20 protein-coding genes are annotated in these 26,684 nt (G+C 74.6%); 13 read left to right on the forward strand and 7 right to left on the reverse strand.

The window, feature by feature from the left end:
- Positions 1 to 25: 25 nt before the first annotated feature.
- Together OG500_RS13030 and malQ are read right to left on the reverse strand one after the other, a co-directional pair.
- The gene (locus tag OG500_RS13030; protein WP_327066732.1) at positions 26 to 274 is read right to left on the reverse strand and encodes a hypothetical protein; all 249 of its coding nucleotides are present in this window, start codon (positions 272 to 274) and stop codon (positions 26 to 28) included.
- Positions 275 to 286: 12 nt separating this feature from the next.
- Positions 287 to 2,536: a 4-alpha-glucanotransferase gene (gene malQ, locus OG500_RS13035; RefSeq protein ID WP_442907029.1), complete on the reverse strand. Its 2,250-nt coding sequence runs from the start codon at positions 2,534 to 2,536 to the stop codon at positions 287 to 289.
- A 349-nt stretch (positions 2,537 to 2,885) separates the two neighbouring features.
- Between malQ and OG500_RS13040 the strand changes: the two genes are divergently transcribed.
- Positions 2,886 to 7,100: a beta-N-acetylglucosaminidase domain-containing protein gene (locus tag OG500_RS13040; RefSeq protein WP_329579924.1), complete on the forward strand. Its 4,215-nt coding sequence runs from the start codon at positions 2,886 to 2,888 to the stop codon at positions 7,098 to 7,100.
- A gap of 117 nt (positions 7,101 to 7,217) precedes the next feature.
- On the opposite strand, the gene OG500_RS13045 is transcribed toward OG500_RS13040, so the two are convergent.
- A complete protein-coding gene (locus OG500_RS13045) occupies positions 7,218 to 7,835 on the reverse strand; it encodes an HNH endonuclease (protein WP_327066734.1) in 618 nt (205 codons plus the stop codon).
- 380 nt (positions 7,836 to 8,215) lie between these two features.
- On the opposite strand from OG500_RS13045, the gene OG500_RS13050 reads away from it, so the two are divergent.
- From OG500_RS13050 to OG500_RS13085, 8 genes are all read left to right on the forward strand, one after another.
- Positions 8,216 to 9,331: a mechanosensitive ion channel family protein gene (locus OG500_RS13050; protein ID WP_442789156.1), complete on the forward strand. Its 1,116-nt coding sequence runs from the start codon at positions 8,216 to 8,218 to the stop codon at positions 9,329 to 9,331.
- Positions 9,332 to 9,521: 190 nt separating this feature from the next.
- Complete coding sequence (locus OG500_RS13055) at positions 9,522 to 10,709, forward strand: ROK family transcriptional regulator (RefSeq protein WP_329579928.1); 1,188 nt, start codon at positions 9,522 to 9,524, stop codon at positions 10,707 to 10,709.
- 91 nt (positions 10,710 to 10,800) lie between these two features.
- On the forward strand, positions 10,801 to 12,177 hold the full coding sequence (locus OG500_RS13060; protein WP_329579931.1) for an extracellular solute-binding protein: 1,377 nt from the start codon (positions 10,801 to 10,803) through the stop codon (positions 12,175 to 12,177).
- Positions 12,178 to 12,184: 7 nt separating this feature from the next.
- Entirely contained in the window at positions 12,185 to 13,144 is a 960-nt protein-coding gene (locus tag OG500_RS13065; protein ID WP_327066737.1) for a carbohydrate ABC transporter permease, read from the forward strand.
- Between the two features lie 3 nt (positions 13,145 to 13,147).
- On the forward strand, positions 13,148 to 14,050 hold the full coding sequence (locus OG500_RS13070) for a carbohydrate ABC transporter permease (RefSeq protein WP_327066738.1): 903 nt from the start codon (positions 13,148 to 13,150) through the stop codon (positions 14,048 to 14,050).
- Position 14,051: 1 nt separating this feature from the next.
- Positions 14,052 to 15,341, forward strand: coding sequence for a family 4 glycosyl hydrolase (locus tag OG500_RS13075; RefSeq protein ID WP_327066739.1), 1,290 nt, complete (start codon positions 14,052 to 14,054; stop codon positions 15,339 to 15,341).
- Between the two features lie 80 nt (positions 15,342 to 15,421).
- Positions 15,422 to 16,492, forward strand: coding sequence for an N-acetylglucosamine kinase (locus OG500_RS13080; RefSeq protein ID WP_329579936.1), 1,071 nt, complete (start codon positions 15,422 to 15,424; stop codon positions 16,490 to 16,492).
- A gap of 150 nt (positions 16,493 to 16,642) precedes the next feature.
- On the forward strand, positions 16,643 to 17,224 hold the full coding sequence (locus tag OG500_RS13085) for a TetR/AcrR family transcriptional regulator (protein ID WP_327066741.1): 582 nt from the start codon (positions 16,643 to 16,645) through the stop codon (positions 17,222 to 17,224).
- Between the two features lie 28 nt (positions 17,225 to 17,252).
- Here OG500_RS13085 and OG500_RS13090 read toward each other — a convergent pair whose 3' ends face one another.
- The 4 genes from OG500_RS13090 to OG500_RS13105 all read right to left on the reverse strand — a co-directional run bounded on the left by OG500_RS13090 (position 17,253) and on the right by OG500_RS13105 (position 19,961).
- Entirely contained in the window at positions 17,253 to 17,897 is a 645-nt protein-coding gene (locus OG500_RS13090) for a DedA family protein (RefSeq protein ID WP_327066742.1), read from the reverse strand.
- A 67-nt stretch (positions 17,898 to 17,964) separates the two neighbouring features.
- Positions 17,965 to 18,222, reverse strand: a complete 258-nt coding sequence (locus tag OG500_RS38175) for a hypothetical protein (RefSeq protein WP_442907030.1) — start codon at positions 18,220 to 18,222, stop codon at positions 17,965 to 17,967.
- 74 nt (positions 18,223 to 18,296) lie between these two features.
- The gene (locus OG500_RS13100) at positions 18,297 to 18,869 is read right to left on the reverse strand and encodes a nucleosidase (protein ID WP_327066744.1); all 573 of its coding nucleotides are present in this window, start codon (positions 18,867 to 18,869) and stop codon (positions 18,297 to 18,299) included.
- Positions 18,870 to 18,938: 69 nt separating this feature from the next.
- Complete coding sequence (locus OG500_RS13105) at positions 18,939 to 19,961, reverse strand: cytochrome c oxidase assembly protein (protein WP_329579940.1); 1,023 nt, start codon at positions 19,959 to 19,961, stop codon at positions 18,939 to 18,941.
- 317 nt (positions 19,962 to 20,278) lie between these two features.
- Between OG500_RS13105 and OG500_RS13110 the strand changes: the two genes are divergently transcribed.
- From OG500_RS13110 to OG500_RS13125, 4 genes are all read left to right on the forward strand, one after another.
- Positions 20,279 to 21,676, forward strand: coding sequence for a hypothetical protein (locus tag OG500_RS13110; RefSeq protein ID WP_329579944.1), 1,398 nt, complete (start codon positions 20,279 to 20,281; stop codon positions 21,674 to 21,676).
- Positions 21,677 to 21,726: 50 nt separating this feature from the next.
- On the forward strand, positions 21,727 to 22,692 hold the full coding sequence (locus OG500_RS13115; RefSeq protein ID WP_329579947.1) for a glutamate ABC transporter substrate-binding protein: 966 nt from the start codon (positions 21,727 to 21,729) through the stop codon (positions 22,690 to 22,692).
- A gap of 98 nt (positions 22,693 to 22,790) precedes the next feature.
- Positions 22,791 to 24,140, forward strand: a complete 1,350-nt coding sequence (locus tag OG500_RS13120; protein WP_327066748.1) for a hypothetical protein — start codon at positions 22,791 to 22,793, stop codon at positions 24,138 to 24,140.
- 5 nt (positions 24,141 to 24,145) lie between these two features.
- Positions 24,146 to 26,680 (forward strand): serine/threonine-protein kinase, encoded by a 2,535-nt coding sequence (locus OG500_RS13125; RefSeq protein WP_329579950.1) that lies wholly within the window; start codon positions 24,146 to 24,148, stop codon positions 26,678 to 26,680.
- Positions 26,681 to 26,684: the final 4 nt, after the last annotated feature.

Here is a 26,684-nt window from a genome sequence, read left to right on the forward strand (position 1 = left end):
GGCGGGGCGGACGGGACGGTACGGGTTACTTCTTCTTGGCCTTGGCCTTGTTGCCGCTGGAGGTGCCCAGCACGACCAGGCCGGCGATGATCGCGAACAGCACGATCGGCGTCGCGACGAACAGGCCGAGGGACTGGGCGACGCTCAGGCTCGCCTGCTCCTCGGTCCCGGTCCCGGTCGCGGCGAAGGCCGGCGACGACAGCAGCATCATCAGCGTGGCCGCCGCGGAGACCGCACCGGCGCGCATAGCGTTCCTCTTGTCCACGTTCCTCAAGGTACCGGCCCTTTACTGGGGGTCGCTCGGCGGGGTCGGCCTTCCGAGTTCACCCGTCGCCGCACGCCCGGGCAGCCCCGCCCGCTGCTGGGCCCGCCAGGCCGCCAGCCCCTCGCGCAGCAGTCCGCCCAGCTCGGCGGCACCGGCTCCGGCGGCCAGCCGCTCCAGGGTGACGGGGGTTCCGGTGCCGTCCGCCACGGGCAGTCGCCAGTTCGGGTACTGGTCCCAGGTACCGGGCAGGTTCTGCGGCCGCGGATCGCCGACCGTGTCGGGCAGCCAGAGGCCGACCAGCTCGGCCGGTGTGGCCAGCAGGAACCGGTAGAGCGCGGCCGCATCGAGCTCGGCACCCTCGGCCAGCAGGCCGAGCCGGGTCAGCTCGGCCCGCCAGTCGGCCAGCTCGCCCGCCGCGGCCTGCTCCTCTTCGGCCAATGGCCTTGCCAGCAGGCCGAGTTGGTGACGCAGTCGGACGTGATCGCCGGACAGCCGGGCGGCGGTGCTCGGCAGGTCGTGGGTGGTCAGGGTGGCCAGGCAGCCGGGTCGCCAGTGCTCGGGCACCAGCGGCGCGCCCTTGGCGCCCTCCTTGCCGGTCCAGTCCCGTTCGAACCAGAGCACCGAGGTGCCCAGCACGCCGCGCGCCGTCAGCTCCTCGCGCACCCCGGGCTCGACCGTGCCGAGGTCCTCGCCGATCACCGCGGTGCCGGCCCGGTGCGCCTCCAGGGCGAGCACGCCGAGCATCGCCGCGGCGTCGTAGCGCACGTAGGCGCCCTCGGTGGGCGGGCGGCCCTCGGGCACCCACCAGAGCCGGAACAGGCCCATCACGTGGTCGATCCGGATCGCCCCCGCATGCCGGGCGGCGGCGCGCAGCAGCTCGGCGTACGGGGCGTAGCCGGCGGCGGCCAGCGCGTCGGGGCGCCAGGGCGGCAGGCCCCAGTCCTGGCCGTGCGCGTTGAAGGCGTCCGGCGGGGCGCCGACCGAGATGCCGGCGGCCAGGTGGTCCTGCAGCACCCAGGCGTCGGCGCCGTCGGGATGGGCGCCGATCGCCAGGTCGTGGATCAGGCCGAGCGCCATGCCGGCCGCTTCGGCGGCCCGCTGGGCGGCGCCGAGCTGCTCGTCCAGCTGCCAGCAGAGCCAGCGGTGGAACGCGACGGCCCCGGCCAGCTCGGCGCGGGCGGCGGCCACCTGGGGCGAGTCGGGGTGGCGCAGGCCGTGCGGCCAGTGCCGCCAGTCGCTGCCGTGCACCTCGGCCAGCGCGTTCCAGGTGGCGTAGCGCTCCAGCCAGCGGCCCTCGCGCCGGACGTAGGCCTGGTAGGCGGCCTCCCGGCCCGGGCCGCGCGGGACGGCGTGCAGCAGTTCGAGCGCCGCGCGCTTGACCGTCCACACCGCGTCCCGGTCGATCAGTCCGTCGTGCGCCAGCACCTCGGCGCGCAGCCGGGCGCCGCGCTGCGCCAGCTCGTCCAGCGCGGCGCGGTCGGCCGCCTCGACGTACGCGTACTCGGGCACCGCCTCGATGCGCAGGTGGACCGGGTCGGCGAAGCGCCGCGAGGAGGGGCGGTAGGGCGAGGGGTCGGAGGGGACGGTGGGCAGCGCCGCGTGCAGCGGGTTGATCTGGACGAAGTCCGCGCCGAGCGTGCCGCCCGACCACTGGACGAGTTCGGTCAGGTCGCCGAGGTCGCCCATGCCCCAGGAGCGCTCGGAGAGCACCGAGTAGAGCTGGGCCAGCAGCCCCCAGCCGCGCCCGGGCAGCGCGGCCAGCCGCTCGGGGGCCACGATCAGGGTGGCGGACTCGGCGCGCCCGGCCAGGTCGAGGTGCAGGGTGTGCCGGCCGAGCGGCAGGTCGGCCGGCAGCCAGTGCGCCCGGGCCGAGGGCAGCTGCCACTCGCCGCCGTCCTCCAGCGCGATCCGCAGCCGGGTGGCGGCGGGCACGTCCAGCGCGGTACGGCGGCCGGCCCGCACCACCAGGCAGGGCGGCAGCAGCCGGGCGGCGACGGCGGCCCGGTGCGCGGCCAGCTCCCGCTCGACGGCCTGCGGGCTGCTCGCGTCCACGCCCAGCGCGCCGAGCACGGCGATCAGGGTGGCGGCGCCGACCTGGACCGGCTCGCCCTCGCCGGGGTCGTAGCTGCTGTCCACGCCGTGCGCGTGGGCCAGCGCGATCAGCGCGGGACCGGGGGTCTCCTCGCCCGCCTCCGCGCTGTCCGTATGGTCCGGTACCGGCCCTGAGGAGGCGTCACTGTTCTCGTCATGGTGGTCGAGATAGGCGGCCAACACGGTCTCCCTGAGGTTCGAGGACAACTGCGCGGTGCGGTACGGCTGCTGCGGCCGGGTGAGCGTCAGTCAGGCTCCACTCCTACCCGGCCCGCCCGGCGACCATCCGCAACGGCGCGCCGGAGGCGGGGGCGCGGCGGCGCGGCGAGCGCCGCCGCCCGAGCATGCGACACGCGCGACAAAATGGGATGGAACGGTCATCGGACCGGCTCGCGTTGACAGTGCACATGCGCACCTGGTGGGCTGTGGCAGCGAGGGCTGGCGTGTCGGTCGGGGGGCCGTGGGGCAGTCGTCGCACGCCCGTCGATCACCCCGTTCGGCCGATTGCCCCGGTCGCGAGGAGGCCCCCGTGCAGACCCGTGTGTCCGCAGCCGCCGGGCGGCGATTGCGGCAGCAGCTCGAAGCCAGCCCGGTTCTGCGCGAGGTCCTGCAGCATCCCGCCGTCCATGTCACCCGTCGAGCCACCGCTCGCACCGCCCGCCTGGTCGCGCCGCGCACGGCGGACCGGCTGATCTCCGACCTGAAGGGCACCGAGCCGCTGCTCGCCGCCGTCCGGGCCGAGCGCGAGGCGCAGCCCACCGGACGCACCGTCAGCGGCACCGGCACGGCGCACCCCGAGGCGCTCTCGCACCGCAGGGCCGCGCTGCGGATCGCCGCCACCCTCTCGGCCGCCGCCGTGATCGGCGCGCTGGCCACCGCCGTCCCGGCCGGGGCGGCCACCGCACAGCCGGCGTCCTACGCGGTCAGCAGCACTCCGGTGCCCACCCCGCTCGGCAGCCTGACCGACCCTCAGGTCTTCCCGCGCCCGCAGCAGCTCCAGCAGTCCGGCAAGCCGGTGACGGTCCCCGCGGACGTGACCCTGGTGGCGGGCGCCCAGGCGGATCCGGGCGCGCTGGCGGCCGTGCGCGAGGTGCTGATCGAGGCGGGCGCCACCAGCCTGGTCACCCCGCTGGCCGCCGCCCCCACCCCCGCGCCCGGCTCGCTGGTGGTCTACGTCGGCGGCGCCGAGGAGCAGCCCGACCCGGCCGCCGCCCAGGTGCTGCAGACGCTCGGCGGCGGCGCCCCGGACGGGCTGCCGGACGGCGGCTACGCGCTGGCGACCGGTCAGCTGCCCACCCCGGGCGGCAGCTACGGCGCGGTGGTGCTCGCCGGCGTGGACGCCACCGGCACCTTCTACGCCGCGCAGAGCCTGCGCCAGCTGCTCACCGCCGTCCCGGCCGGCCAGGGCCAGGGGCCCGGCAGTTACGGCTTCCCCGGCCTGACGCTGCGCGACTGGCCCACCGGGTCACCGGTGCGCGGCACCGCCGAGAGCTTCTACGGCACCCCGTGGACCACCGCCCAGCGCCTCGACCTGCTCGACTTCCTGGGCCGGACCAAGCAGAACTTCTACCTCTACTCCCCCGGTGACGACCCGTACCGCCAGGACCTGTGGCGCGACCCCTACCCCGCCGCGCAGCAGCACGACCTGCGCACGCTGGCCGAGCGGGCCAAGACCGACCACGTCACCCTCGGCTACGCGATCTCCCCCAGCCAGAACTTCTGCTACAGCTCGGGCAAGGACGTGGACGCGCTGGTGGCCAAGCTGTCGGCCATGCGCGACCTGGGCTTCGGCGCCTTCCAGCTGCAGTTCGACGACGTCAGCTACGACGAGTGGCACTGCTCGGCCGACGAGGACGAATTCGGCACCGGCCCGGCCGCCGCCGCCAAGGCGCAGGCCAAGCTGGCCGCGGCCGTGCAGCAGCGGCTGATCGACCAGCACCAGGACCTGGCCGCGCTCTCGATCGTCCCGACCGAGTTCCACCAGCAGGGCAGCAGCCCCTACCGCACCGCGCTGGCCGCCGCGCTGCCGAAGGCCGTCCAGGTGGCCTGGAGCGGAGTGGGGGTGATCCCGGGCAAGATCACGGCCGGTCAGACCACCGACACCGCGGCGCTCTTCGGCCACCCGCTGGTCACCATGGACAACTACCCGGTCAACGACTCGACCCCCGACCGGCTCTTCCTCGGCCCCTACACCGGGCGCGACCCCGAGGTGGCCGCCCGCTCGGCGATGCTGCTGACGGCGGGCATGCAGCAGGCCGCCGCCTCGCAGCTGCCGCTGGCCACCGCCGCGGACTACGCCTGGAACCCCACCGGCTACCGGTCCGACGCCTCCTGGCAGTACGCGCTGCGCACCCTGGCCGCCGAGACGGTGCCCGGCAGCGCGGCGGACGCGGGCACCGGACCGGCGCTGGCCGCGCTCACCGCGCTGGCGGGCAACAGCTCCTCCTCCCCGCTGTCCGCCCAGGAGTCCGGCTACCTGACCCCGCTGATCGACGCGTTCTGGGCAACCCTGCAGCCCACCGGCGGCGGCAGCACCGACCTGGCCAGGCTCCAGCAGGCCGCCGACCCGCTGCGGGCCGCCTTCACCACCATGGCCGGCGCCCTGGACGCGCTGCGCGGCACCGACAACCAGGCGGGCCCCGGCATGGCCGGCAACACCCTGACCCAGGAGACCGGTCCGTGGCTGTCCAGGCTGGGCCTGTACGGACGGGCCGGCCAGGCGGCGCTGGACATGCTGCTGGCCCAGCACCGCGGCGACGGCGCGGCGGCCTGGCAGGCCAGGGTCAAGCTGCGCGCGCTGCGCACCCAGCTCGGCCAGGGTGCGGTCACCGTGGGCGCCGGGGTGCTCGACCCCTTCCTGGACCGGGCCACCCGGGCCGCCGACACCTGGTCGGGGGTGAGCGCGGGCAGCCTGACGCCGACCAGCACCATGGGCACCGCCGGCGACCACCCGCCGGCCCTGATGACCGACTCCTCGCCGGACACCTTCTACTGGAGCGCGGCCCCGCCGCAGCCCGGCGACGCCATCGGCGTGAACCTGGGCGACGGGCGTCCGGTGGGCAGCGTGACCGTCACCATGGGGTCGGCCGACAGCGCCGCCGCCGGGAGCGCCAGCGCCGACAGCGACACCGCCGCGGCGGTCGACGACTACCTGCACGACGGGGTGCTCGAGTACACCACCGGCGACGGCGTCTGGCACCAGCTGATGGCGGTGCACCAGCAGAAGACCGTCACCGCCCAGCTGCCCGGCGGCGCGGTGGTCAAGGCGATCCGGCTGCGCGCCACCAAGACGCAGCAGACGGCCGTCGCGGTGCGCGACTTCAGCGTGACCGCACCAGGCAGCGCCCAGATCACCGTGGTCGGCGGGCCGCCCGCGGCGGCCGGCTCCTCGGCCTCCGCCGTGCTGGACGGCGACCCGGACACCGCCTACCGGGCGGCGTCCGCACCGACCGCCGCCGACGCCCCGCTCACCGTCGAGCTCGGCACGCTGCGCCCGCTGGACCGGCTCACCGTGCTGACCGACCCGACCGTGAACGCCACCGCCACCGTCGCGGTGCGCAAGGAGGACGGCAGCTGGAGCGACATCGGCACCCTGCACCCCGGTTACAACGAGCTGCCGGCCGGCGGCCAGCAGGCCGACGCGGTGCGGCTGACCTGGCAGCCGGGCGGCGACGCGCCGGTGGTCAACCAGATCGTGCCCTGGTACGCGGACACCCCGGTGGCCCGCCTCTCGCTGGCCGACCAGTCGCTCGACGTGATCGCCGGAGCGACGGCGCCCGCGCAGACCCAGGCCGTGGTGGACGCGCTGCGCCCCGACGGCGCCACCGGGGAGATCCGGGCCGCGGCGCCCTCCGGGGTGGCCGGTATCACCGTCTCCCCCGCGCCCGCGCCCGGCCAGCCCGGCTCGCCGGTCGGCGTGCCGCGCGGCGGGCGGGCCAGCACCCCGGTGCAGATCACCGCGGCGGCCACCACCCCGCCGGGGACCTACCAGGTGCCGGTGGACTTCGTGGCCGGCTCGGCGACGATCGAGCAGACCCTGCGGGTGCACGTGGTGCCGCCGACCGGCGGCCCGGACCTGGCGCCGACCGCGACGGCGAGCTCCTCGGGCGACGAGGCGGCGAAGTTCCCGGCCTCGGCCGTCAACGACGGCAACCCGGCCACCCGCTGGTCCTCCCCCGCGGTGGACGACGCCTGGGTGCAGCTGAAGCTGCCGCAGGCCACCCACCTGGGCGAGGCGGTGCTGCACTGGCAGGACGCCTACGCCAGCGCCTACCAGTTGCAGAGCTCCCAGGACGGCGTCACCTGGACCACGGTGGCCACCGTCACCAGTGGCCACGGCGGCACCGAGACCATCCGCTTCGACGCACCCGACGCGGTGTACCTGCGGATGCAGGGGGTCGGCCGGGCCACCAAGTACGGCTACTCGCTGTACGGGATCGAGCTGTACGCGGTCGCCGACCAGTCGGGCGGCACCGGCCCGGCGCCGACGGCGCCCCCGGTGGGCGTGCCGGTGCCGACCCCGACGCCCAGCGGGGTGCCGAGCGCGCCGCCGAGCCCGGGCGGCGGGCTGCCGACGCCCCCGGTGGCGGTGCCCAGCCCGTCCACCGCTGCGCCCACGCCGTCCACCGCCCCGACGCCGACGCCCAGTGCGCAGCCCAGCGGCTCCCCGGCCCCGCAGCCCAGCGGTTCCCCGGGCGCGGGCCCCTCGCCGAGCCCGAGCGGGACGGCTGCTCAGCCGCACTGAGCCGGCGGCGCTGGGCCCCGGTCAGGGGCCCGCCGCTGCCCCGGGACAGCGGCGGGCCGGTGGCGCGCTCGTCGATGCGCGCCACCGGCCCATGAGGCACCGTTCGGCCCTCGCTGGTCAGGCGGTGAGTGCCTCCGGGTGCTCACCGCGGTGGACGGGACGGGACCGGCCCAGCGGAACCGGTGCTCCCGCGTGATCGGTATGGTCGTGGTGTTCGAAGTCACGGAACTGGTCCGTGCCGCCGTACGGCTCCAGGTAGGGCCGCCAGCGCGGGTCCTTGATCCCGGTTCCGATGATGCGCCAGGCGAGCCCGCTGGGCGGGGCCGGTGGTCGCTTCATCCGCCACCCGAGCTCGGTCAGGTGGCGATCGGCCTTCATGTGGTTGCAGCGGCGGCAGGCCGCCACCACGTTCTCCCAGCGGTGCTGCCCGCCGCGGCTGCGCGGGATCACGTGGTCGACGCTGGTAGCGGCGGCCCCGCAGTAGACGCAGCGCCCGTGGTCTCGGGCGAACAGAGCGCGGCGGGTGAGAGGGACGGGCCCGCAGAACGGCACCCGGACGAACCGGGTGAGCCGGACCACGGAGGGCGCCGTAACGGCGCTGGTGGCGCTGTGCAGAGTGACACCCGAGTCCTCCAGGCTGACCGCCTTGTGGTTGAGGACGAGGATGAGGGCGCGGCGCGTCGATACGACGCCGAGTGGCTCGTAGGACGCGTTGAGGACCAGGACATGCGGCACGGATGCCTCCTTGGACGCCTGCGGCGCGTGGCTCGCGCCGGGACGAGCGGATGACCGCGCATCGCTGCGCGATCACCCCCAGTGTCGCCTTACGACTTTGTACGGCGCCACCACTACCGGGTAACGGCCCGAAGAGGCTTCGGTCATCGCCGGTCGTACTGATCTCTATGCCCAAGCGTGCGGCGCGCCGCACTCGAACGGTCCACCCGGCGCCGCTGAGCGGCCTACGAAGATCACCCGCCGGGACCCGCCGGTGGGGCGGGCGGCCGGCGGCGGGGGAAATCGGGGGCCCGCCCGGGCGCTAGGCTGAGTCGCACGGTCCGCGCGGGCGGCGTGTCCCGCGGGGCCGGCCGTGTGCCCGTCTGCAGGAAGGTTCCACCGTGAGCTGGTCCGGTCTCCCGGCCCTTCTCTCCGCGGCCCCCAGTCCGCCCGCCGAGACACCCGTCCTGCGGCTGCCCACCAGCGCCAGCGACGTGTCGGACAGCACCCGGCAGGCGGCCTCCTGGCTCGACACCAACTGGCAGAGCTGGGTCGAGGGCGCGGTCCGGATCGTCATCATCGTGGTGCTCGCGCTGCTGCTCAGAGCCGCGGTGCGCAAGCTGATCTCGCAGTTCATACACCGTATGACCCGCGAACCGCAGGGTGACGAGGACGGGCCCAGCCGGCTGGGCGGACTGCTCGTCAACACCGAGCGGCGCCAGCAGCGCTCGGCCGCGATCGGCTCGGTGCTGCGCAGCGTGGCCTCGTTCACCATCATGGGCACCGCCGCGCTGATGGTGCTCTCGGCGCTCGGCATGGACCTCGCACCGCTGCTGGCCAGTGCCGGTGTGGCCGGTGTGGCGATCGGTTTCGGCGCCCGCAACCTGGTGACGGACTTCCTCTCCGGGGTCTTCATGATCATGGAGGACCAGTACGGCGTCGGGGACGAGATCGACACCGGCGTGGCCACCGGCACCGTGCTGGAGGTGGGCCTGCGGGTGACCAAGCTGCGCGGCGCGAACGGCGAGATCTGGTACATCCGCAACGGCGAGGTGAAGCGGATCGCCAACATGAGCCAGGGCTGGTCGACCGCCACCGTGGACGTCCAGGTGGGCTACCGGGAGCCGCTCGACCGGGTGACCGAGCTGATCCTGCAGACCGCCGAGCAGTTCGCCAAGGAAGCGCCCTGGGACGAGGTGCTCTGGGACCCGGTGGAGGTGCTGGGCGTGGAGTCCGTCGCCTCCGACACCGTCGTGCTGCGGGTGCAGGCCAGGACCATGCCGGGCAAGGCGGTCCTGGTCACCCGGGGTCTGCGCCAGCGGCTCAAGACCGCCTTCGACGACGCCGGCATCAAGCTGAAGGAGGAGGTCGCCGCGCCGATCCCCGCGCCGGCCGCCCCGGCGGACGCGCTGCCGCCCTCCGCGCTGGCCGACCCGGCCTCGGCCCGTTCGCTGGCCGCCCGGCCGATACCGGCGCCCACGCCGGAGGAGCAGCAGGCCTTCGGCAAGCTGCCCTAGCTGGCGCCCGCTCCGCCCAGCAGCCCCACGACCCACCCGGGTCGCGGGGCTGCCGCGTTTTCCGCGGCCCAGGGTCGCGAGAGTCGCCGAAGTCATTGACAGCCGGGGAGGAACTGTTAGTAAAGTTTCCAATCATCGGGAGCGCCACCACCCCCGCACCGACCACGGCCGATGGAGGAGGATCAAGCTCGTGACCGACACCACCAGCACCCCCCGCCCCGGCACTCCCAGCCGACTGCGAGCCATCAACGACCGGGCGGCGCTCGACCTCCTGCTTGAGCACGGCCCCCTGTCCCGGACCAGGATCGGGGCGCTGACCGGGCTCTCCAAGCCCACCGCCTCCCAGCTGCTGGCCCGCCTGGAGGCGGCCCACCTGGTCGTCCCGGTGGGCACCAGCGCGGGCGGCCCCGGGCCCAACGCGCAGCTGTACCAGCTCAATCCGGCCGCCGGGTACGTGGCGGGGCTGGACGTGACCACCACCCACGTCCGCTTCGCGGTGGCCGACATCACCGGCACCACCCTGGCCGAACACCTGCTGCCCACCCCCGGACGGCATGCCGCCGGCACCGTCGACCGGGTCGCCGAGGGGCTCGCCCAGACGGTGCGCCAGGCCGGTCTGCGGCCCGGCTGCCTGAGCGAGATCGCGATCGGCACCCCCGGCGCGCTCGACCCGGCCACCGGCAAGCTGCGCTACGCCGCCCACCTGCCCGGCTGGCACTCCCCCAGGCTGGCCGAGGAGCTGCGCGCGGCGCTCGGCGCGCCGGTGGCGATCGAGAACGACGTCAACCTCGCCGCGGTGGCCGAGCGGGCGCTCGGCTCGGCCCGCGGCTGCGCGGACTTCGTGCTGCTCTGGGCCGAGGAGGGCATCGGCGCCGCGATCACCATCGGCGGCCGGCTGCACCGCGGCTTCACCGGCGGCGCCGGCGAGGTCGGCTACATGCCGGTGCCCGGCGCACCGGTGGTCCGCAACGTCCGCCGGGAGAACTCCGGCGGCTTCCAGGAACTGGCCGGAGCCAACGCGGTCCTGGCCCTGGCCAAGCGGTACAAGCTGCCCGGCCGCACGGCCGAGGCGGCGGTCACCCGCGCCCTCGCCACCCCCGGCGCGGGCGAGGAGTTCCTGGCCGAGCTGGCCAACCGGCTGGCCACCGGTCTGGCGGCGATCGTCGCGGTGGTCGACCCCGAACTCGTCGTGCTCTGCGGCGGGATCCCGACCGCGGGCGGTGAGACGCTGCGCGAGCTCGTCCAGGAGGAGCTCACCGGCCTCGCGGTGCCGCGTCCCCGGCTGCTCAGCAGCACGGTGCCCGGCTCGCCGGTGCTGCACGGCGCGCTGCAGCTCGCCCTGACCGCCGCACGGGAGAGGGCCTTCACCACCGCCTGATCCGCCTCGTGACCCGCAACCGATCCACCGTCATGCCCGATGTCCGCGCACCCGCACTGCCTCCCCCCTTCCCCCGCCGGGGCGACGGGCGATGCCGCCCGCCCCCGTACTCCCAGGAGGACGCGTGTCCCAGATCCGCACCCACCGGCTCGCCGCCGCGGTGGCCCTCGGCGCGAGCGTCGCGCTGCTGGCCACCGGCTGCACCGGCACCGACTCCACCGGCACCGACCGGTCCGCCAACGGCAAGGACGTCACCATCACCTTCTGGCACGGCTGGAGCCAGGACAACGAGACCAAGGCGATCAACGCCAACATCGCCGCCTTCGAGCAGCTGCACCCGAACATCCACGTCAAGGTGGTCGCCAACGTCTCCGACGACAAGAGCGAGCAGGCGCTGCGGGCCGGCGGCTCCGACGCCCCCGACGTGGTCTCCTCCTTCACCACCGACAACGTCGGCGCGTTCTGCAACTCCAAGATCTGGATCGACCTCAACCCCCTGCTCAAGCAGGACAACATCGACCCGGCCGCCACCTTCCCCGCCCAGATGCTCAAGTACAGCCAGTTCCAGGGCGACCAGTGCTCGCTGCCGCTGCTCGGCGACGCCTACGGGCTCTACTACAACAAGAAGGCGTTCGCCGCCGCCGGGATCACCGCCCCGCCGAAGACCCTGAGCGAGTTCGACGCCGACGCGGTGAAGCTGACCGTCCCCAGCGGCGACGGCTACCAGCAGCTCGGCTTCATGCCCGACTACCACGGCTACGAGTCCTCTCCCGCACACTACTTGGGCCAGTGGGGCACCAGCTACTTCGGCCCGGACGGCAAGGCGGACCTGGCCACCGACCCGACGGTGGCCGACATGCTCGGCTGGCAGCGGAGCCTGGTGAACCAACTGGGCGGCTACGACAAGCTGGAGAAGTTCCGCACCACCTTCGGCGACGAGTTCAGCGCCAAGAACCCGTTCGAGACCGGCCAGGTGGCGATGGCGATCGACGGCGAGTGGCGGACCCAGTCGATCGCCGACGACAACGCCTCCGTCGACTGGGCCACCGCGCCCTTCCCGGTGCCCGACGCGCAGGCCGCCAGTTACGGCCGCGGCTACCTGACCGGCACCATCATCGGCATCGCCCGCAGCTCCCAGAAGCAGGCCGCCGCCTGGCAGTTGGTGAAGTACCTGACCACCGACACGGACGCGGTGGTGAGCTTCGCCAACGCGATCCACAACGTGCCCAGCACCATAGCCGCGCTCAACTCGCCCAAGCTGACGGCCGATCCGAACTTCAAGACCTTCCTGGACGTGGCTCGCAACCCCAACTCCTCGACCACGCCCGCCAGTATCAACGGCGGCGCCTACCAGGTGAGCCTGCAGAACTTCGCCTACGACGTGGAGAGCGGCAAGAAGACCGATCTGGCGGCCGGCCTCGCGGCCACCGACAAGGAGATCGACGACGCCGTGGCCCAGGCGAAGTGATCCCCCGATGGCCCTGACCAGCACACCCCGGCCCGCCGCACTGCGCCGCAAGCACCGCCGCGAGGCCTGGCGCACGCTCGCCTTCCTCTCCCCCTGGCTGCTCGGCTTCGGCTTCTTCTTCGCCTATCCGCTGCTCTCCACCGTGTACTTCTCCTTCATGAAGTACGACGGCTTCACCGCCCCCGTCTTCACCGGCCTGCGGAACTGGAACTACGTCCTGGGCCACTACCCCTTCTTCTGGCAGGGCCTGGGCAACACGCTCTGGCTGGTGGTGGTGATGGTCTCGCTGCGGGTCGTCTTCGGTCTGGGCGTCGGCCTGCTGATCACCAAGGTGAAGAGCGGCGCCGGCTTCTTCCGCACCGCGTTCTACCTGCCCTACCTGGCCCCGCCGGTGGCCGCCACGATCGCCTTCGCGTTCCTGCTCAACCCGGGCACCGGGCCGGTGAACCACGCGCTGGGCCGGCTCGGCCTGCCGCAGCCCGGCTGGTTCAACGACCCCGGCTGGTCCAAGCCGGCCCTGACGCTGCTCGCGCTGTGGGGCATCGGCGACCTGATGGTGATCTTCCTGGCCGCCCTGCTGGACGTCCCCCAGGAGCAGTACGAGGCGGCCGAGTTGGACGGCGCCGGGGCCTGGCAGAAGTTCCGCTTCGTCACCGTCCCGCACATCTCGCCGATCGTGGTCTTCGCGGTGGTGACCGGCGTGATCCAGACGATGCAGTACTACACCCAGGCGATCGTGGCCGGGAAGGTGGCCAGCGGTGTGATCGGCGGCTCCGGCGAGCAGTTCGAGCCCGGCTACCCGCGCGGCTCCACCTGGACGCTGCCGCAGATGGTCTACAACCTCGGCTTCCAGCGCTTCGACACCGGCTCGGCCTGCGTGGTGGCCCTGATCCTCTTCGCCATCTCGATGGCCTTCACCAGTCTGTTGCTGCGCCGTCGGGCCGGCTTCGTGACCAGCGAGGACTGACCCATGGCCGTGACCTCCTCCCCCAGCCTGGGCCGGCCGCTCGACGCGCCCGCCCGCACCACCGCGCACCGCACCGCCCGCCGCCGCGCCGCCCTGCACTGGGTGGCCGTGCACACCACCGCGATCGCCGCCGCGCTCTTCTTCCTGCTGCCCTTCCTCTTCGTCTTCCTCACCTCGGTGATGTCGGACCGCCAGGCCCTGACCACCGACTACTGGCCGCAGCACTGGGACTGGGGCAACTACGTCAAGGTGTGGCGGACCCCGGGCTTCCTGACCTGGTGGCGCAACACCCTGGTGTACGCGGTCGCCGGGACGGTACTGACCGTGGTCTCCAGCCTGCCGGTCGCCTACGCGCTGGCCCGGTTCCGGTTCCGCGGCCGCAACCTGGCCCTGATGGCGGTCATCTCGATGATGATGCTGCCGCCCCAGGTGACGGTCATCCCGATGTACCTGTTCTGGGCCAAGCAGATGCACCTGACCGGCACGCTCTGGCCGCTGATCATCCCGATGGCCTTCGGCGACGCCTTCACCATCTTCCTGCTGCGGCAGTTCCTGCTGACCATCCCCAGGGAGTACACCGAGGCGGCCCGGGTGGACGGCTGCGGGGAGCTGCGGACGCTGCTGCGGGTGATCCTGCCGATGGCCCGCCCGGCCATCGCCGCCGTCGCCCTGTTCCAGTTCTTCTACTGCTGGAACGACTACTTCGGGCCGCAGATCTACGCGAGCGAGAACCCCGGTGCCTGGACTCTCTCCTACGGCCTGGAGTCCTTCAAGGGCGCGCACCACACCAACTGGAACCTGACCATGGCGGCCACCCTGCTGATCATGGCGCCCGTCATCGTTCTCTTCTTCTTCGCTCAGAAGGCCTTCATCGAAGGCGTCACACTCACAGGGGTCAAGGGCTGATATGTCTCTCAAACTCGCCATCGTCGGCGGCGGTTCCACCTACACGCCCGAACTCATCGACGGCTTCGCCCGGTTGCGCGACCGGCTGCCGATCGGCGAGCTGGTGCTGATCGACCCGGCCGCCGAGCGGCTGGAGCTGATCGGCGGCCTGGCCCGGCGGATCTTCGCCAAGCAGGGTCACCCGGGCACCATCACCACGACCCAGGACCTGGACGCCGGCGTGGCCGACGCGGACGCCGTCCTGCTGCAGCTGCGGATCGGCGGGCAGGCGGCCCGCGGCGAGGACGAGACCTGGCCGCTGGAGTGCGGCTGCGTGGGCCAGGAGACCACCGGCGCGGGCGGGTTGGCCAAGGCGCTGCGCACCGTGCCGGTGGTGCTGGACATCGCCGAGAAGGTCCGCCGGGCCAACCCGGCGGCCTGGATCGTGGACTTCACCAACCCGGTGGGCATCGTCACCCGGGCCCTGCTGGAGGCCGGCCACAAGGCCGTGGGCCTGTGCAACGTGGCGATCGGGTTCCAGCGCAAGTTCGCCGCCCACCTGGGCGTGGCACCGGAGTTGATCCGCCTGGACCACGTCGGGCTGAACCACCTGACCTGGGAGCGCGGCGTCACGCTGCTGGACGCCCCCGGCGCGGCCGGCGGGCGCGAGGTGCTGCCGGAGCTGCTCGGCGGCTTCGGCCCGCAGATCGCCGAGGACCTGCTGCTGCCGCTGCCGGTGATCCAGCGGCTCGGCGTGGTGCCCTCGTACTACCTGCGCTACTTCTACCAGCACGACCAGGTGGTCCAGGAGCTGCGCGAGAAGGGCTCGCGGGCCGGCCAGGTGGCCGCGATCGAGCGCGAGCTGCTGACCATGTACGCGGACCCGGCGCTGGACACCAAGCCCGAGCTGCTCGCCGAGCGCGGCGGCGCCTTCTACTCGGAGGCTGCGGTGCAGCTGCTCGCGGCGCTGCTCGGCACCGGCGGGGTGGCGCACGACGTGCAGGTGGTCAACACCCGCAACGACGGGATCCTGCCCTTCCTGCCGGACGAGGCGGTGATCGAGGTGCCCGCCGAGGTCGGCGCGGGCGGCGTGACCGCGCTGCCGCAGCGCCCGGTGGAACCGCTCTACCGGGGCCTGATCGCGGCCGTCACCGCCTACGAGGAGCTGGCCCTGGCCGCGGCCCTGAAGGGCGGCCGGGACCGGGTCTTCGACGCCCTCCTCGCGCACCCGCTGGTGGGCCAGCTCGACCTGGCCGAGCAGCTGACGGACCGCCTGCTGGCGCACAATCGCCAGCACCTGGACTGGGCCTGACCGGCCGAAGGCCCGAGCGCCACCTGACACCCAGCCCCGGCCGGACCGGCCGGGGCCCCACGTACGAGCCCGGGGGCCCGATGGAGCACCACCAGCTGGAACCAGACCCGACCCTTGCCGAGGGAGCCGGGGGAGCCGGCCCCGCCGCCGTGCTCGCGATCGACGCCGGCAACAGCAAGACCGACGTCGCCTTCGTGGCCGCGGACGGCCGGCTGCTCGGCACCGCCCGGGGCGGCGGCTTCGCCCCGCAGCTGACCGGGCCCGAGGCGGCCGTCGCCGCGCTCGCCCCGCTGGTCGCGGCGGCGGCCGAACAGGCCGGCCCCGCCCTCGCCCCCGGCGCGCCGGTCCAGCACCTCCACGCCTGCCTGGCCAACGCCGATCTCCCTATCGAGGAGGAGCGGCTGGAGCGGGCGCTGGCCGCGCACGGCTGGGGCCGCACGGTCGCGGTCGCCAACGACACCTTCGGCCTGCTGCGGGCCGGCACCGACAGCCCGCGCGGGGTGGCCGTGGTCTGCGGCGCCGGGATCAACTGCGTGGGCCTGCTGCCGGACGGCCGCACCGCGCGCTTCCCGGCGCTCGGCCAGCTGACCGGCGACTGGGGCGGCGGCGGCGGGCTCGCCGCCGAGGCGATGTGGCACGCGGCCAGGGCCGAGGACGGCCGCGGGCCCGCCACCACGCTGACCGGCGCGATCGCCGCGCACTTCGCGCTGCCCGGCGCCAATGCGGTGGCAGCCGCGATGCACCTGGGCGAGCTGGCCCGGGAGCGGCTGCACGAGGTCGCCCCGCTGATCTTCGACTGCGCGGCCGAGGGGGACGCCACCGCGCTGGAGCTGATCGACCGCCAGGCCGAGGAGATCAGCCGGCTGGCCTTCGTCGCACTCGGCCGCCTGGAGCTGCTCGGCGAGCCCACCCCGCTGGTGCTCGGCGGCGGGGTGCTGGCGGCCGGGCACCCGCTGCTGCTGGACAACCTGACCGAGCGGCTGCGCGCCCTCACCCCGTGGGCACAGCCGCGGATCGTCACCGCGCCGCCGGTGCTGGGCGCGGCACTGCTCGGCCTGGACCGGCTGGCGGCCGAGGGCCTGGGCGGCGGCCCCGGCGCCCAGCAGCGGCTGCGCGAGGCGTACGGCAGCCCGGCGGCGATGGCCGCCTGAGGCCGGGCCCGACGTCAACCGGCGGCGCCGGCCGGGGTGGTGGGAGCCGGCGCCGCCGGTGCACCCAGGGCCGGCGCCCTGCCGCTCGGGGTGGCCATCCGGGGGGGCACCGTTCTTGCATCTGTACCTACTGGTAGGTACGATACGGGCGTGAGTACCTCGGAGCGCCTCATCGAAAGCACCCGCGAACTGCTCTGGGAGCGCGGCTACGTCGGCACCAGCCCCAAGGCCATCCAGCAGCACTCGGGCGTGGGCCAGGGCAGCATGTACCACCACTTCGACGGCAAGCCCGACCTGGCGCTCGCCGCGATCACCCGCACCGCCGAGGAGATGCGCGCCAAGGCGGCGCTGGAGCTCGACGCCCCCGGCAGCGCCCTGGACCGCCTGGCGGTCTACCTGCGCCGGGAGCGGGACGTACTGCGGGGCTGCCCGGTCGGGCGGCTCACCCAGGACCCCGAGGTGATGGCCGATGCCACGCTGCGCGGGCCGGTCCGGGAGACCTTCGGCTGGTTGCGCGGCCGGCTCGCCGGGCTGCTGGCCGAGGGCCGCGAGCGCGGCGAGTTCGACCCGTCGCTCGACCCGGTCGCCACCGCCTCCACCATCGTCGCGGTGCTCCAGGGCGGCTACGTGCTGGCCCGCGCCGCCGACTCCACCGAGCCGTTCACCGAGGCCGTCGACGGCGTGCTCGGTCTGCTCGCCGCCCAGGCGCGGCCGGGTGCCCAGGCCTCCTGAGCCCGCCCGCGGCCCGCTCGCCCGCCGGCTACTCCGATCGCTCGCCGGCCCGCGCGGCCGGCTCGTCCGCCTCGCGCCGGTGCCGGCGCCAGAGCCAGATGCCCAGCGCCAGCACCACCAGCGCCCCGACCACCACCGCCGCCACCGTGCCGACCAGGTGCTCGACCCGGGCGTACGCGCTGCCCGCCGCGAAGCCGAGCAGGGTGAAGCCGACGCCCCAGAGCGTGCCGCCGGCCACGTTGAAGACGGCGAACCGCTTGTAGGGCATGTGCGAGGCGCCGGACAGGGTCGGCACCAGGGCGCGGAAGAGCGCGACGAAGCGGCCGAAGAAGACCGCCGCGGGGCCCTTCTCCCGGATGAAGCCGCGGGCCCGGTCGAGCTTGCCCTTGTGCCGCAGCGCCGGCCCGGTCTCCAGCAGCCGGGGCCCGAAGTACCGCCCGACCGCGTAGCCGACGGTGTCGCCCAGGATCGCCGCCAGCACCACGACCAGCATCATCAGCGGCAGGTCCACCCCGCGGTGGGCGGCCGCGATGGTGCCGCCGAGGACCGCCGCGGTCTCGCCCGGCAGCACGAAGCCGACGAAGAGCGCGTCCTCGGCGAAGACCAGCGCCGCCACCACCGCGTACACCAGGGGCCCGGAGAGCCCGCCGAGCCAGTGGGTGATCGAGCCCATGGCCGCCGCTCCTTCCGCGTCGTGTCCCTCCCCACCGTACGCGGTGCCCCGCGCGGCGCAGCCGGGCTCAGCAGAGCCGCAGTTCCCGGGCGGTCGACTCGGCGGGCCGCGGGTAGGGCGCCTCGGCGGGCAGCAGCGCGGCGGCGCCCGCCCGGTCGCCGGAGCGCACCAGCCGGTGCACCTCGTGGGCGAGCGGCGTCACGTCGCGCACCGCGGGCCCGCCGATCTCCGGCGGGTAGGCCTGGTAGACCGTCACCGTCCCTTCGGTGTACGCGGCCCTGATCTGCCGCTGCGGCGGCGCCGTCACCTGATCACTCGTCTGCACGGGGCCAGTCTGCCCCGCCCGGCCGGGCGGTCGCCGCCGGTTTTTGCGGACCCTCCGCCCGGTGGCCCCGTCCGTCAGAGGTGCTCGCCGACCCACTGCGCGAGCCGCCGGGCGCAGCCGTCGACCGCCTCGCGCCAGACCTGGTCGGCACCCTCGCCGGCCTGGTCGCTGACGTACTTGACCAGCCGCACCGGCACATCCGCGCGCCGGGCCGCCTCCACCAGCGCGTAGCCCTCCATGTCGACCAGGTCGGCCTCGGCGGCCAGCCGCTCGCGGGCCGCGGAGTCGGAGACGAAGAGGTCACCGGTGGCCAGGGTGAGGCCCTCGGCGGCCAGCGTGAGGGGGCCGCCGTAGCTGCGGCCGGTGAGCGTGTGCAGCACCTCGGTGTCCAGGTCGTGCTGGAGCACCGTGCCGATCTCGTGGAACCGCCCGTCCAGGCCGGGCCGCAGCGCGCCCGCGGTGCCCAGATTGATCACCTGGCTCGGGTGCGGGCCGCCCGCCAGCACGGCGGTCAGCGCGGCGGCGGCGTTCACCTTGCCGATGCCGGTGAGCAGCACCGGCAGCTCCTGGTCCAGGTGCGCGGCCTCCTCGGGCACGGCCAGGACGAGGAGCGGGCGGTCAGGGGCGACGGTTCCGATCAGCTGCATGCTGCCGATCGTAGTCAGCCGCCGCGGGCCGCCCGCCCCGGCGTCCGGGCGGCGTCCGCCCCGCGGCGCTCAGCTCTCCGCGCCGTAGCGGTGCTTCAGGTTGGGGTCGTCGAGCCACCACGGGCGCAGGCCCACCTCGCCGTCCCCCACCGCGGCCGTCGCCTCGGCGCCCTGGGTCGCCGCGGCGGCGAGGGCCGCCTCGTACTGCGCGTCCAGCTCCGCGTCCACCGCCGCGGTCTCCTCGCGCCCCAGCACGATCATGCGCCGGACCAGCGCGCAGATGAACGGCAGGCCCACCAGGTCGCCCAGCACCCAGAGGCTGTTGCCGCCCCAGGTCTGGTCCTGGGCGATGCTCGGGCCCCACGGGCGGGCCAGCGTCACGTAGTAGTGCTCGGCGACGATGTGGCCGCCGTAGATGAGCACGATGCCCAGGGCCGCGTCGAAGATCACCTCGGCGAAGGTGATGAAGAGTCCGACCAGGTGCGGGTACTCGTGCCCGACCGGGTCGATCTGCAGGCGCGGCCAGAAGTACGCCAGCCCGAGCAGCACCAGCGACACGTGCAGTCCGATGTTCCAGGCCCCGCTGCTGAGCGACTTCTCGTACCAGGGCGTGAAGTAGAGCAGCCAGGGCGGCGCCATCAGCAGCGCGGTCGAGACGGCCGGGAACATCAGCACCTTGGACGGCCGGCTGCGCAGCGCCCGCAGGATCCGCTCCCGCCACACCGGCGAGGCGCTCTCGGCGAGCAGCGAGACCGGCGCGCCGAGCGCGAGGAAGAGCGGGACCAGCATCAGCAGCAGGACCACCTGCACGGCCCGGTCGGTGAACAGGATCCGCTCGTAGACGCCCAGGCCCGAGCAGGTGGCCCAGACCCAGAGCAGCAGTCCGCCGAGGAAGGCCAGCGTGCGGGTGGGCTGCCAGCAGGTGCCGGACCGGGCCAGCTTCCGCACGCCCAGCAGGTACCCGCCGCCGAGCAGCACGGCCAGCGTCAGCACCACCGGCTCGGCGGTCCACGAGGTGGCCAGGTCGGCCCACTGCCAGGGCGGCGGCCCGTGGTAGCCGGCCGCCGTGGTCAGGACTGCTGTGCTCTGCATCGTTCGCGCTCCATGCTCCGCCGGGGTGCGGCGGTTCCCGAGCCATCATGGCCGACCGGAAGACGATCACGGTCGGCGGGGCACCGTGTCGCGGGCCCGGCAAGATCCGTAAGGGAGGGTCCGAACCCCTCCCCCGCCGGGGCCGGAACCGCATAAGGTGCCCCTCGCGTCTTGGACCTGCCGGGGCCGCCCGGGAAGCCACAGATGCGTCACAACTGCAGCACACGTCACGTGTGGCCGTCGGACCTGATGGCCATACTGCTGGCAACGGGCCGCTCCCCGATCGTCGGGGCGGCCCACCGGGGAGGGTGGGGCAGGTGGCGACACCAGCGCAGACGGCGGCTCGGCCGCCGGGGCAGGGCGGCGGCTCGCCGCCGTCACGGCCCGGGCAGGCTCCGGGGCAGCAGCCGGCCACACCCGGCCGGCCCGCGGCCGCACCGCGCCCGCGGCGGCGCGACCGGTGGCGGGCGGCGGCCGACAGCGCCCCGGGCCGGCTGCGGCTGGCCTCGGTCGGCCTGGTCGTCCTGGTGCTCGGCTTCGGCGCGCTGACCGGCTGGCAGCTGACCGGTCGCAGCCAGGCCGCCGACCGGCTGGTCACCCGCAGCCAGCCGCTGAGCCAGCAGGCGGCCGAGATCCACCGTTCGCTCGCGGACGCCGACACCACCGCTGCCGCCGGCTTCCTGCTGGCCGGCAGCGAGCCGCCACAGGTGCGCCAGCGCTACCAGGACGACCTCGCGAGCGCCGCCCGGCTGCTCAGCCAGGCCGCCGCGCAGAGCGGCGGATCCGCCCAGGCGCAGGCCTCGATCAGCCTGCTCAACCAGCAACTGCCTGTCTACTCCGGCCTGGTGGAGACGGCGCGGACCGACGACCGGCAGGGCCTGCCGCTCGGCGCGGCCTACCTGAGCTACGCCTCCACCTCGATGCAGACCCAGCTGCTGCCGGTCGCCCAGCAGCTCGCAGACGCCGAAGCGGCCCGGCTGGGCCAGGACTACGCCGATGCGCGGGCCACCCCCTGGGCGGCCTACGCGCTCGGGGTCCTGGTGCTGGCCGCGCTGTTCTGGTGCCAGCTGCGGCTCTTCCGGCGCACCAACCGGATCTTCAACCCCGGGCTGCTGACCGCCACGGCGGCGGTGCTGGTCACCCTTCTCTGGCTGACCGGCGGGATGCGGGCGGCCGACTCGGCGCTGGCCGACAGCCTCGAGCACGGCGCGACCCCGCTCCAGGCGCTCGACCTGGCCCGGAGCGACGCGCTGCGGGCCCGCACCGCGGAGAACCTCAACCTGGTCGCCCGCGGCTCCACCACCCAGTACGCGACCCAGTGGACCGGCGCGGTGAAGGACGACAGCACGGCGCTGGCCGCCGCCCAACTGCTGGCTCCGCAGAGCGCGGCGAGCGCCATCGGGGCCGCCCGCGACCAGTTCGCGCTCTGGACGCAGCGGCACGACGCGGCCGACGCCAAGAACAACGCCGGCGACTACCAGGGCGCGCTGGACGCCACCGTGGGCACCGGCGCGGACAGCACCCAGCCGGTCTACCAGGAGCTGGACCAGCACCTCGCGGACGCCGTCAAGGTCGAGCAGGCCGACTTCCTGAGCGCGGCACAGCGAGGACGGGACGCCACCACGACCGTCGTCCCCGCCGCGAGCCTGCTCACCCTGCTCGCCGCGGCCGGCGTGCTGCGCGGCCTCGGCCGGCGTCTGGCGGAGTACCGATGAGCACCGGACCCACGAGCCGCCCCATGAGCGGACCCATGAGCGGAGCACCGATGACCAGGGGACACCTGCCGCGGCGGGCCCGCACCCTGCTGCTCGCCACCGCCCTGCTCGCCCCGCTCACCCTCGCGGGCGCGGCCTCGGGCGCCCCCGAGCGGCCCGCGGCGCTGGCGGCAGCGGCCGGACCCGGCGTGCGGGCCGATGCCGCGGCCGGCGCCCCGGACTGCGACCCGACCAAGAGCCTGCCGCCGAGCAGCAGCGACAGCGGCCCGGCCGTGAGCGCGATCCGCAAGCGCGGCGTGCTGATCGCCGGCGTCGACCAGAACAACTACCACTGGGGCTTCCGCGATCCGGCCACCGGGCAGTTGGAGGGCTTCGACATCGACCTCGTGCGCGCGATCGCGCAGGCGATCCTGGGCGATCCGGACAAGGTCCAGTTCAAGACGGTGCCGACCGCCGACCGGGTGCAGGCCGTCCAGAGCGGTGAGGTCGACCTGGTGGCGCGCACCATGACGATCACCTGCGACCGGCTCGCCGACGTCGCCTTCTCCACGGTGTACTTCCAGGCCGGCCAGCAGGTGGTGGTGCCGAAGGCGGCCGGGGCGAAGAGCATCGACGACGCCCTGAAGGGGAAGAGGGTGTGCGTGTCGAGCTCCTCCACCGCACAGGACGAGCTCCACCGGAACCCGCGCGGTGCGGCGGCGGTCAAGGTGGTCGGCAACGACCTCGACTGCCTGGTGCTGATGCAGCTCGGGCAGGTGGACGCCACCTTGACGGACAACGCGATCGCGGTCGGCCAGGCCGCCCAGGACCCGACGGTGCAGGTGATCGGACCCGCCATCACCAATGAGCCCTACGGGATCGCGATGGCGAAGAACGCCCCCGACCTGGTGGCCCGGGTCAACCAGGTGCTGGCCGACTACCGCAGCGGCGGCGGCTGGCAGGCGAGCTACGACCGGTGGCTCGCCGCCTACCTCGGCCCCTCCGCGGGCCCGCCGCCGGCCCACTACCTGCCCTGATGGCGACCTGCCTGACGGCTCACCAGGCGCCGGGTGGAGACTGATCCGGACAGGAACGCCGAACCAGAACACGACTGCTGACCTGAGGAGAGAAGGGCGTGGCGTTGACAGGATCCGCTGGCCCGGTGCTGAGCCGGGAGGAGGTGGACCGCGAGCTGGCCCGGCTGAGCGCCGAGCGCGAGGCCGTCGAGGCCGCGCTGCTCGCGCTCCAGGACCACCCTGGCCGGCGCCTGCTGGAGGGCGCGGCCCTGTCCGGGCGCACCGAGGAGCGGTGGGCGGTGGCCGCACCGGGGCTCGCCCTGCTGTGGGCCTTCTTCGACCGCTACTCCGAGGCGCTGGCCGCCGCCCGTGCGGTGCGCTCGCGCCGGGTGCGCCCGAGTTCGCCCGAGCTGGCCGAGCTGACCGAGCTGCTGCGCGGCCGGGCGGTCACCGTCTCGGGCGGCCAACTGCCCGACGTGGCCCGGCAACTGGCGGGCCCGGCCCGGCTGGTGGAGCAGATCAGCCTCACCGAGCTGATGGACCGGATGAACAGCTGGTACGCCACCGTGCTGGAGGTGGTCAACGCCGCCGACGCGGTCTGGTCCGCGCTGCCGGCCCGGATCGATCTGCTGCTGGCCGAGCTGCGCCGGGTGTCCTCGCTGGCCGGCTCGGTCGGCGTGCGGCCCGGCGCGCACCCGCTCGGTGACGAGCTGACCCGGCTGGAGCAGGGGTTGAGCGCACTGCGGGCCGAGGTGCTGGCCGATCCGCTGGCGCTGTGGCGCCCGGCCCGGGTGCCCGCGCAGCGCGGCCGGGAGACCAGCACCGAGCTGAGCCTCGCGCAGGCCGGCGCGGCCGGCGTGGTGGACACCGAGCGGTTCGACCGGGCGGGCCGGGCGCTGGACAGCGTCCGGGTCGAGCTGGAGCAGCTGCTGCGGCTGCGCGACGAGGCCACCGAGCGGCTGCACCAGGTCGGCGACCTGCTGCGGCGCGCGGACGCCACGCTGGGCGAGGCCCGGCAGGCCCGCGGCGAGGTGCTGGCCAAGATCGCGGCCACCGAGGTGCCGGCCGTGCCGGGGCCGCTGGCGGCGCTGCGCGACGGCGTGCACCAGGCGGCGGAGCTGCGCCAGAGCGGGCAGTGGCACCGGCTGGCGCCGCTGCTGGACGCCCTGGAGGAGCAGGCCGCCCAGGAGCTGACCCGGGCCCGGCAGTCGCTGACCGAGGTGACCGCGCCGCTGGCGGTGCGCGCCGAGCTGCGCGGGCGGCTGGACGCCTACAAGGCGATGGCGGCCAGGCTCGGGGTGGCCGAGGACCCCGAGGTGATCGAGCGGTACGAGAAGGCCCGGTGGCTGCTGTGGAGCGCGCCGTGCGATCTGCGCGCGGCAGCCGCCGCGGTGGCCAGGTTCCAGCAGGCGCTGCGTCCGGCGGCGGCGCCGCAGGACGCCCGGCGGTACGACGGACAGGGGGATTGAGAGCCATGGGCGAAGCATGTGTGCGGCCGGACTGCTCCGGCGGGGTGATCGACGAGGACGGCTACTGCACCGAGTGCGGCCTGGCGCCGCAGGCGGTACCGGCCGCCAGGGCCGGTACCGGTACCGGTGCGGCCAAGACCGCCGGCGCGGTGGCCGCCGGGCCCGGCTCGCCCTGCGGGCGTCCCGGCTGCTCGGGCACCATCGACGCGGACGGGTTCTGCGACGAGTGCGGCCTGGCCCCCGTGACGGGCGGATCGGCCCCGGTCCCGGCGCCCGCCGCCGGCTCGGGCGGCGCCGACTCCTCCTCGGTGCGCTCGATACCCTCCAGCCGCACCGGCTCGCGTTCGATGTCGGGCCGCTCCCGCTCGCACCGCTCCACCCGCACCGGCACCCGCGGCTCGGTCTCGGTGCGCAGCAGCAAGTCCACCGGCACCTCGGGCAGCCGCAGCCGGCTGGGCGCCGGCCTGGTGACGGTGCCTCCGGTGCCGCGCGCCGACCCGGCCCAGGCCGTGCTGGAGAACCCGGAGGTCCCCGAGCGCAAGCGGTACTGCAGCAGTTGCGAGCGTCCGGTGGGCCGGGAGAAGAACGGCCGCCCGGGCCGCCCGGACGGCTTCTGCACCAACTGCGGCACGGCGTACTCGTTCACCCCCAAGCTGCGCCACGGCGACCTGGTGGGCGGCCAGTACGAGGTGCTCGGCTGCCTGGCGCACGGCGGCCTGGGCTGGATCTACCTGGCGGTGGACCGCCGGGTCTCCGACCGCTGGGTGGTGCTCAAGGGCCTGCTGGACACCGGTGACGAGGACGCGCTGGCGGTGGCGATCGCCGAGCGGCGCTTCCTCGCCGAGGTGGACCACCCGAACATCGTGCGCATCATCAACTTCGTCGAGCACCCGGACCTGGGCTCCGGCTCGGTCGACGGCTACATCGTGATGGAGTACGTCGGCGGCAAGTCGCTCAAGGACATCGCCAACGAGCGGCGCACGCCCGACGGGCGGCGCGAGCCGCTGCCGGTCGAGCAGGCCATCGCGTACGCGCTGGAGGCGCTGCCGGCGCTGGGCTACCTGCACGGCCGTGGTCTGGTCTACTGCGACTTCAAGATCGACAACGTGATCCAGAGCGAGGACTCGCTCAAGATCATCGACATGGGCGCGGTGCGCCGCTTCGACGACGACGGCCCGATCTACGGCACGGTCGGCTACCAGGCCCCCGAGATCGCCACCGACGGCCCCTCGCCCGCCTCCGACCTCTTCACGGTGGCCCGCACCCTGGCCGTGCTCAGCTTCGACTTCCAGGGCTACAGCACCACCTGGGTGGACGAGCTGCCCGGCCCCGAAGAGGTGCCGGTCTTCGCCGAGTACGAGTCCTTCTACCGCCTGCTGGTGCGCGCCACCGACCCGGACCCCGGCCGCCGGTTCTCCTCCGCCGAGGAGATGGCCGATCAGCTCACCGGCGTGCTGCGGGAGATCCTGGCGCTCAAGGACGGCGGCCAGCGGCCCGCCCCGTCCACCCTGTTCGGCCCCGAACTGCGGGTGGTCGACACCGAGTTGGTGACCGACGGCGAGCCGACGGCGCCGGGCCGGCCAAGGCTGGCCGCACTCGACGCCGCAGCCGCCGCGCTCGCCCTGCCGGTGCCCCGGGTGGACCCGAACGACCCCAACTCCGGCTTCCTGGCCGCCCTAATGGCCACCCGGCCCGCCGACGTGCTCAGCGCGCTGCAGAGCGCGCCGGTCAACTCGGTGGAGCGCCGGCTGCGCGAGCTGCGGGCGCTGACCGAGCTGGGCCGGCACACCGACGCCGCCCAGGCGCTGGCCGAGCTGCAGTCCGACCACGCGGACGACTGGCGGGTGGTCTGGTACCGCGGCCTCTCCCAGCTGACGGCGGCAGGTCGAGCAGCGGGAGACACCGAGGGCACCGCGCAGTCCCGGGCGCTGGCCGAGGCCGCCGCCGAGGCCTTCGACGCGATCTACGACGCCTTCCCCGGCGAGGCAGCGCCCAAGCTGGCGCTGGCCGTCTGCGCCGAGCTGCTGGGCCGCGGCGAGGACGCGGCCGAGTTCTACCGCCTGGTGTGGACCTGCGACCACTCCTACGTCAGCGCCGCCTTCGGCCTGGCCCGGGTGAGCCTGGCGGCCGGCGACCGGGCCGGCGCGGTGCGCGTCCTGGAGTCGGTGCCGGAGACCTCCAGCCACTACACCGCCGCCCGGGTCGCGGGCATCCGCGCCCGGCTGCGGGAGCGCTCCGGCACCGAGCCGCTCGGCGCCGACCTGGCCGCCAGCTCGACCCAGCTGACCGCGCTCGGCCTGGACGACCGGCGGCGCGAGGAGCTCTCGGTGGAGGTACTGCACGCCGCGCTCGGCTGGACGCTGTCCGGCAGGCCCGGCGGCCCGGAGGTGACCGTGCTCGGGCACGGCGCCGTCGAGCGCGACCTGCGGTTCGCCCTGGAGCGGTCCTACCGCGTGCTGGCCCGGCTGGCCGAGCAGCCTGCCACCAGGATCGAGCTGGTCGAACAGGCCAACCGGACCCGACCGCGAACGTGGGTGTGAGCTG

The sequence above is a fragment of the Kitasatospora sp. NBC_01250 genome (assembly GCF_036226465.1).
Lineage (GTDB): Bacteria > Actinomycetota > Actinomycetes > Streptomycetales > Streptomycetaceae > Kitasatospora.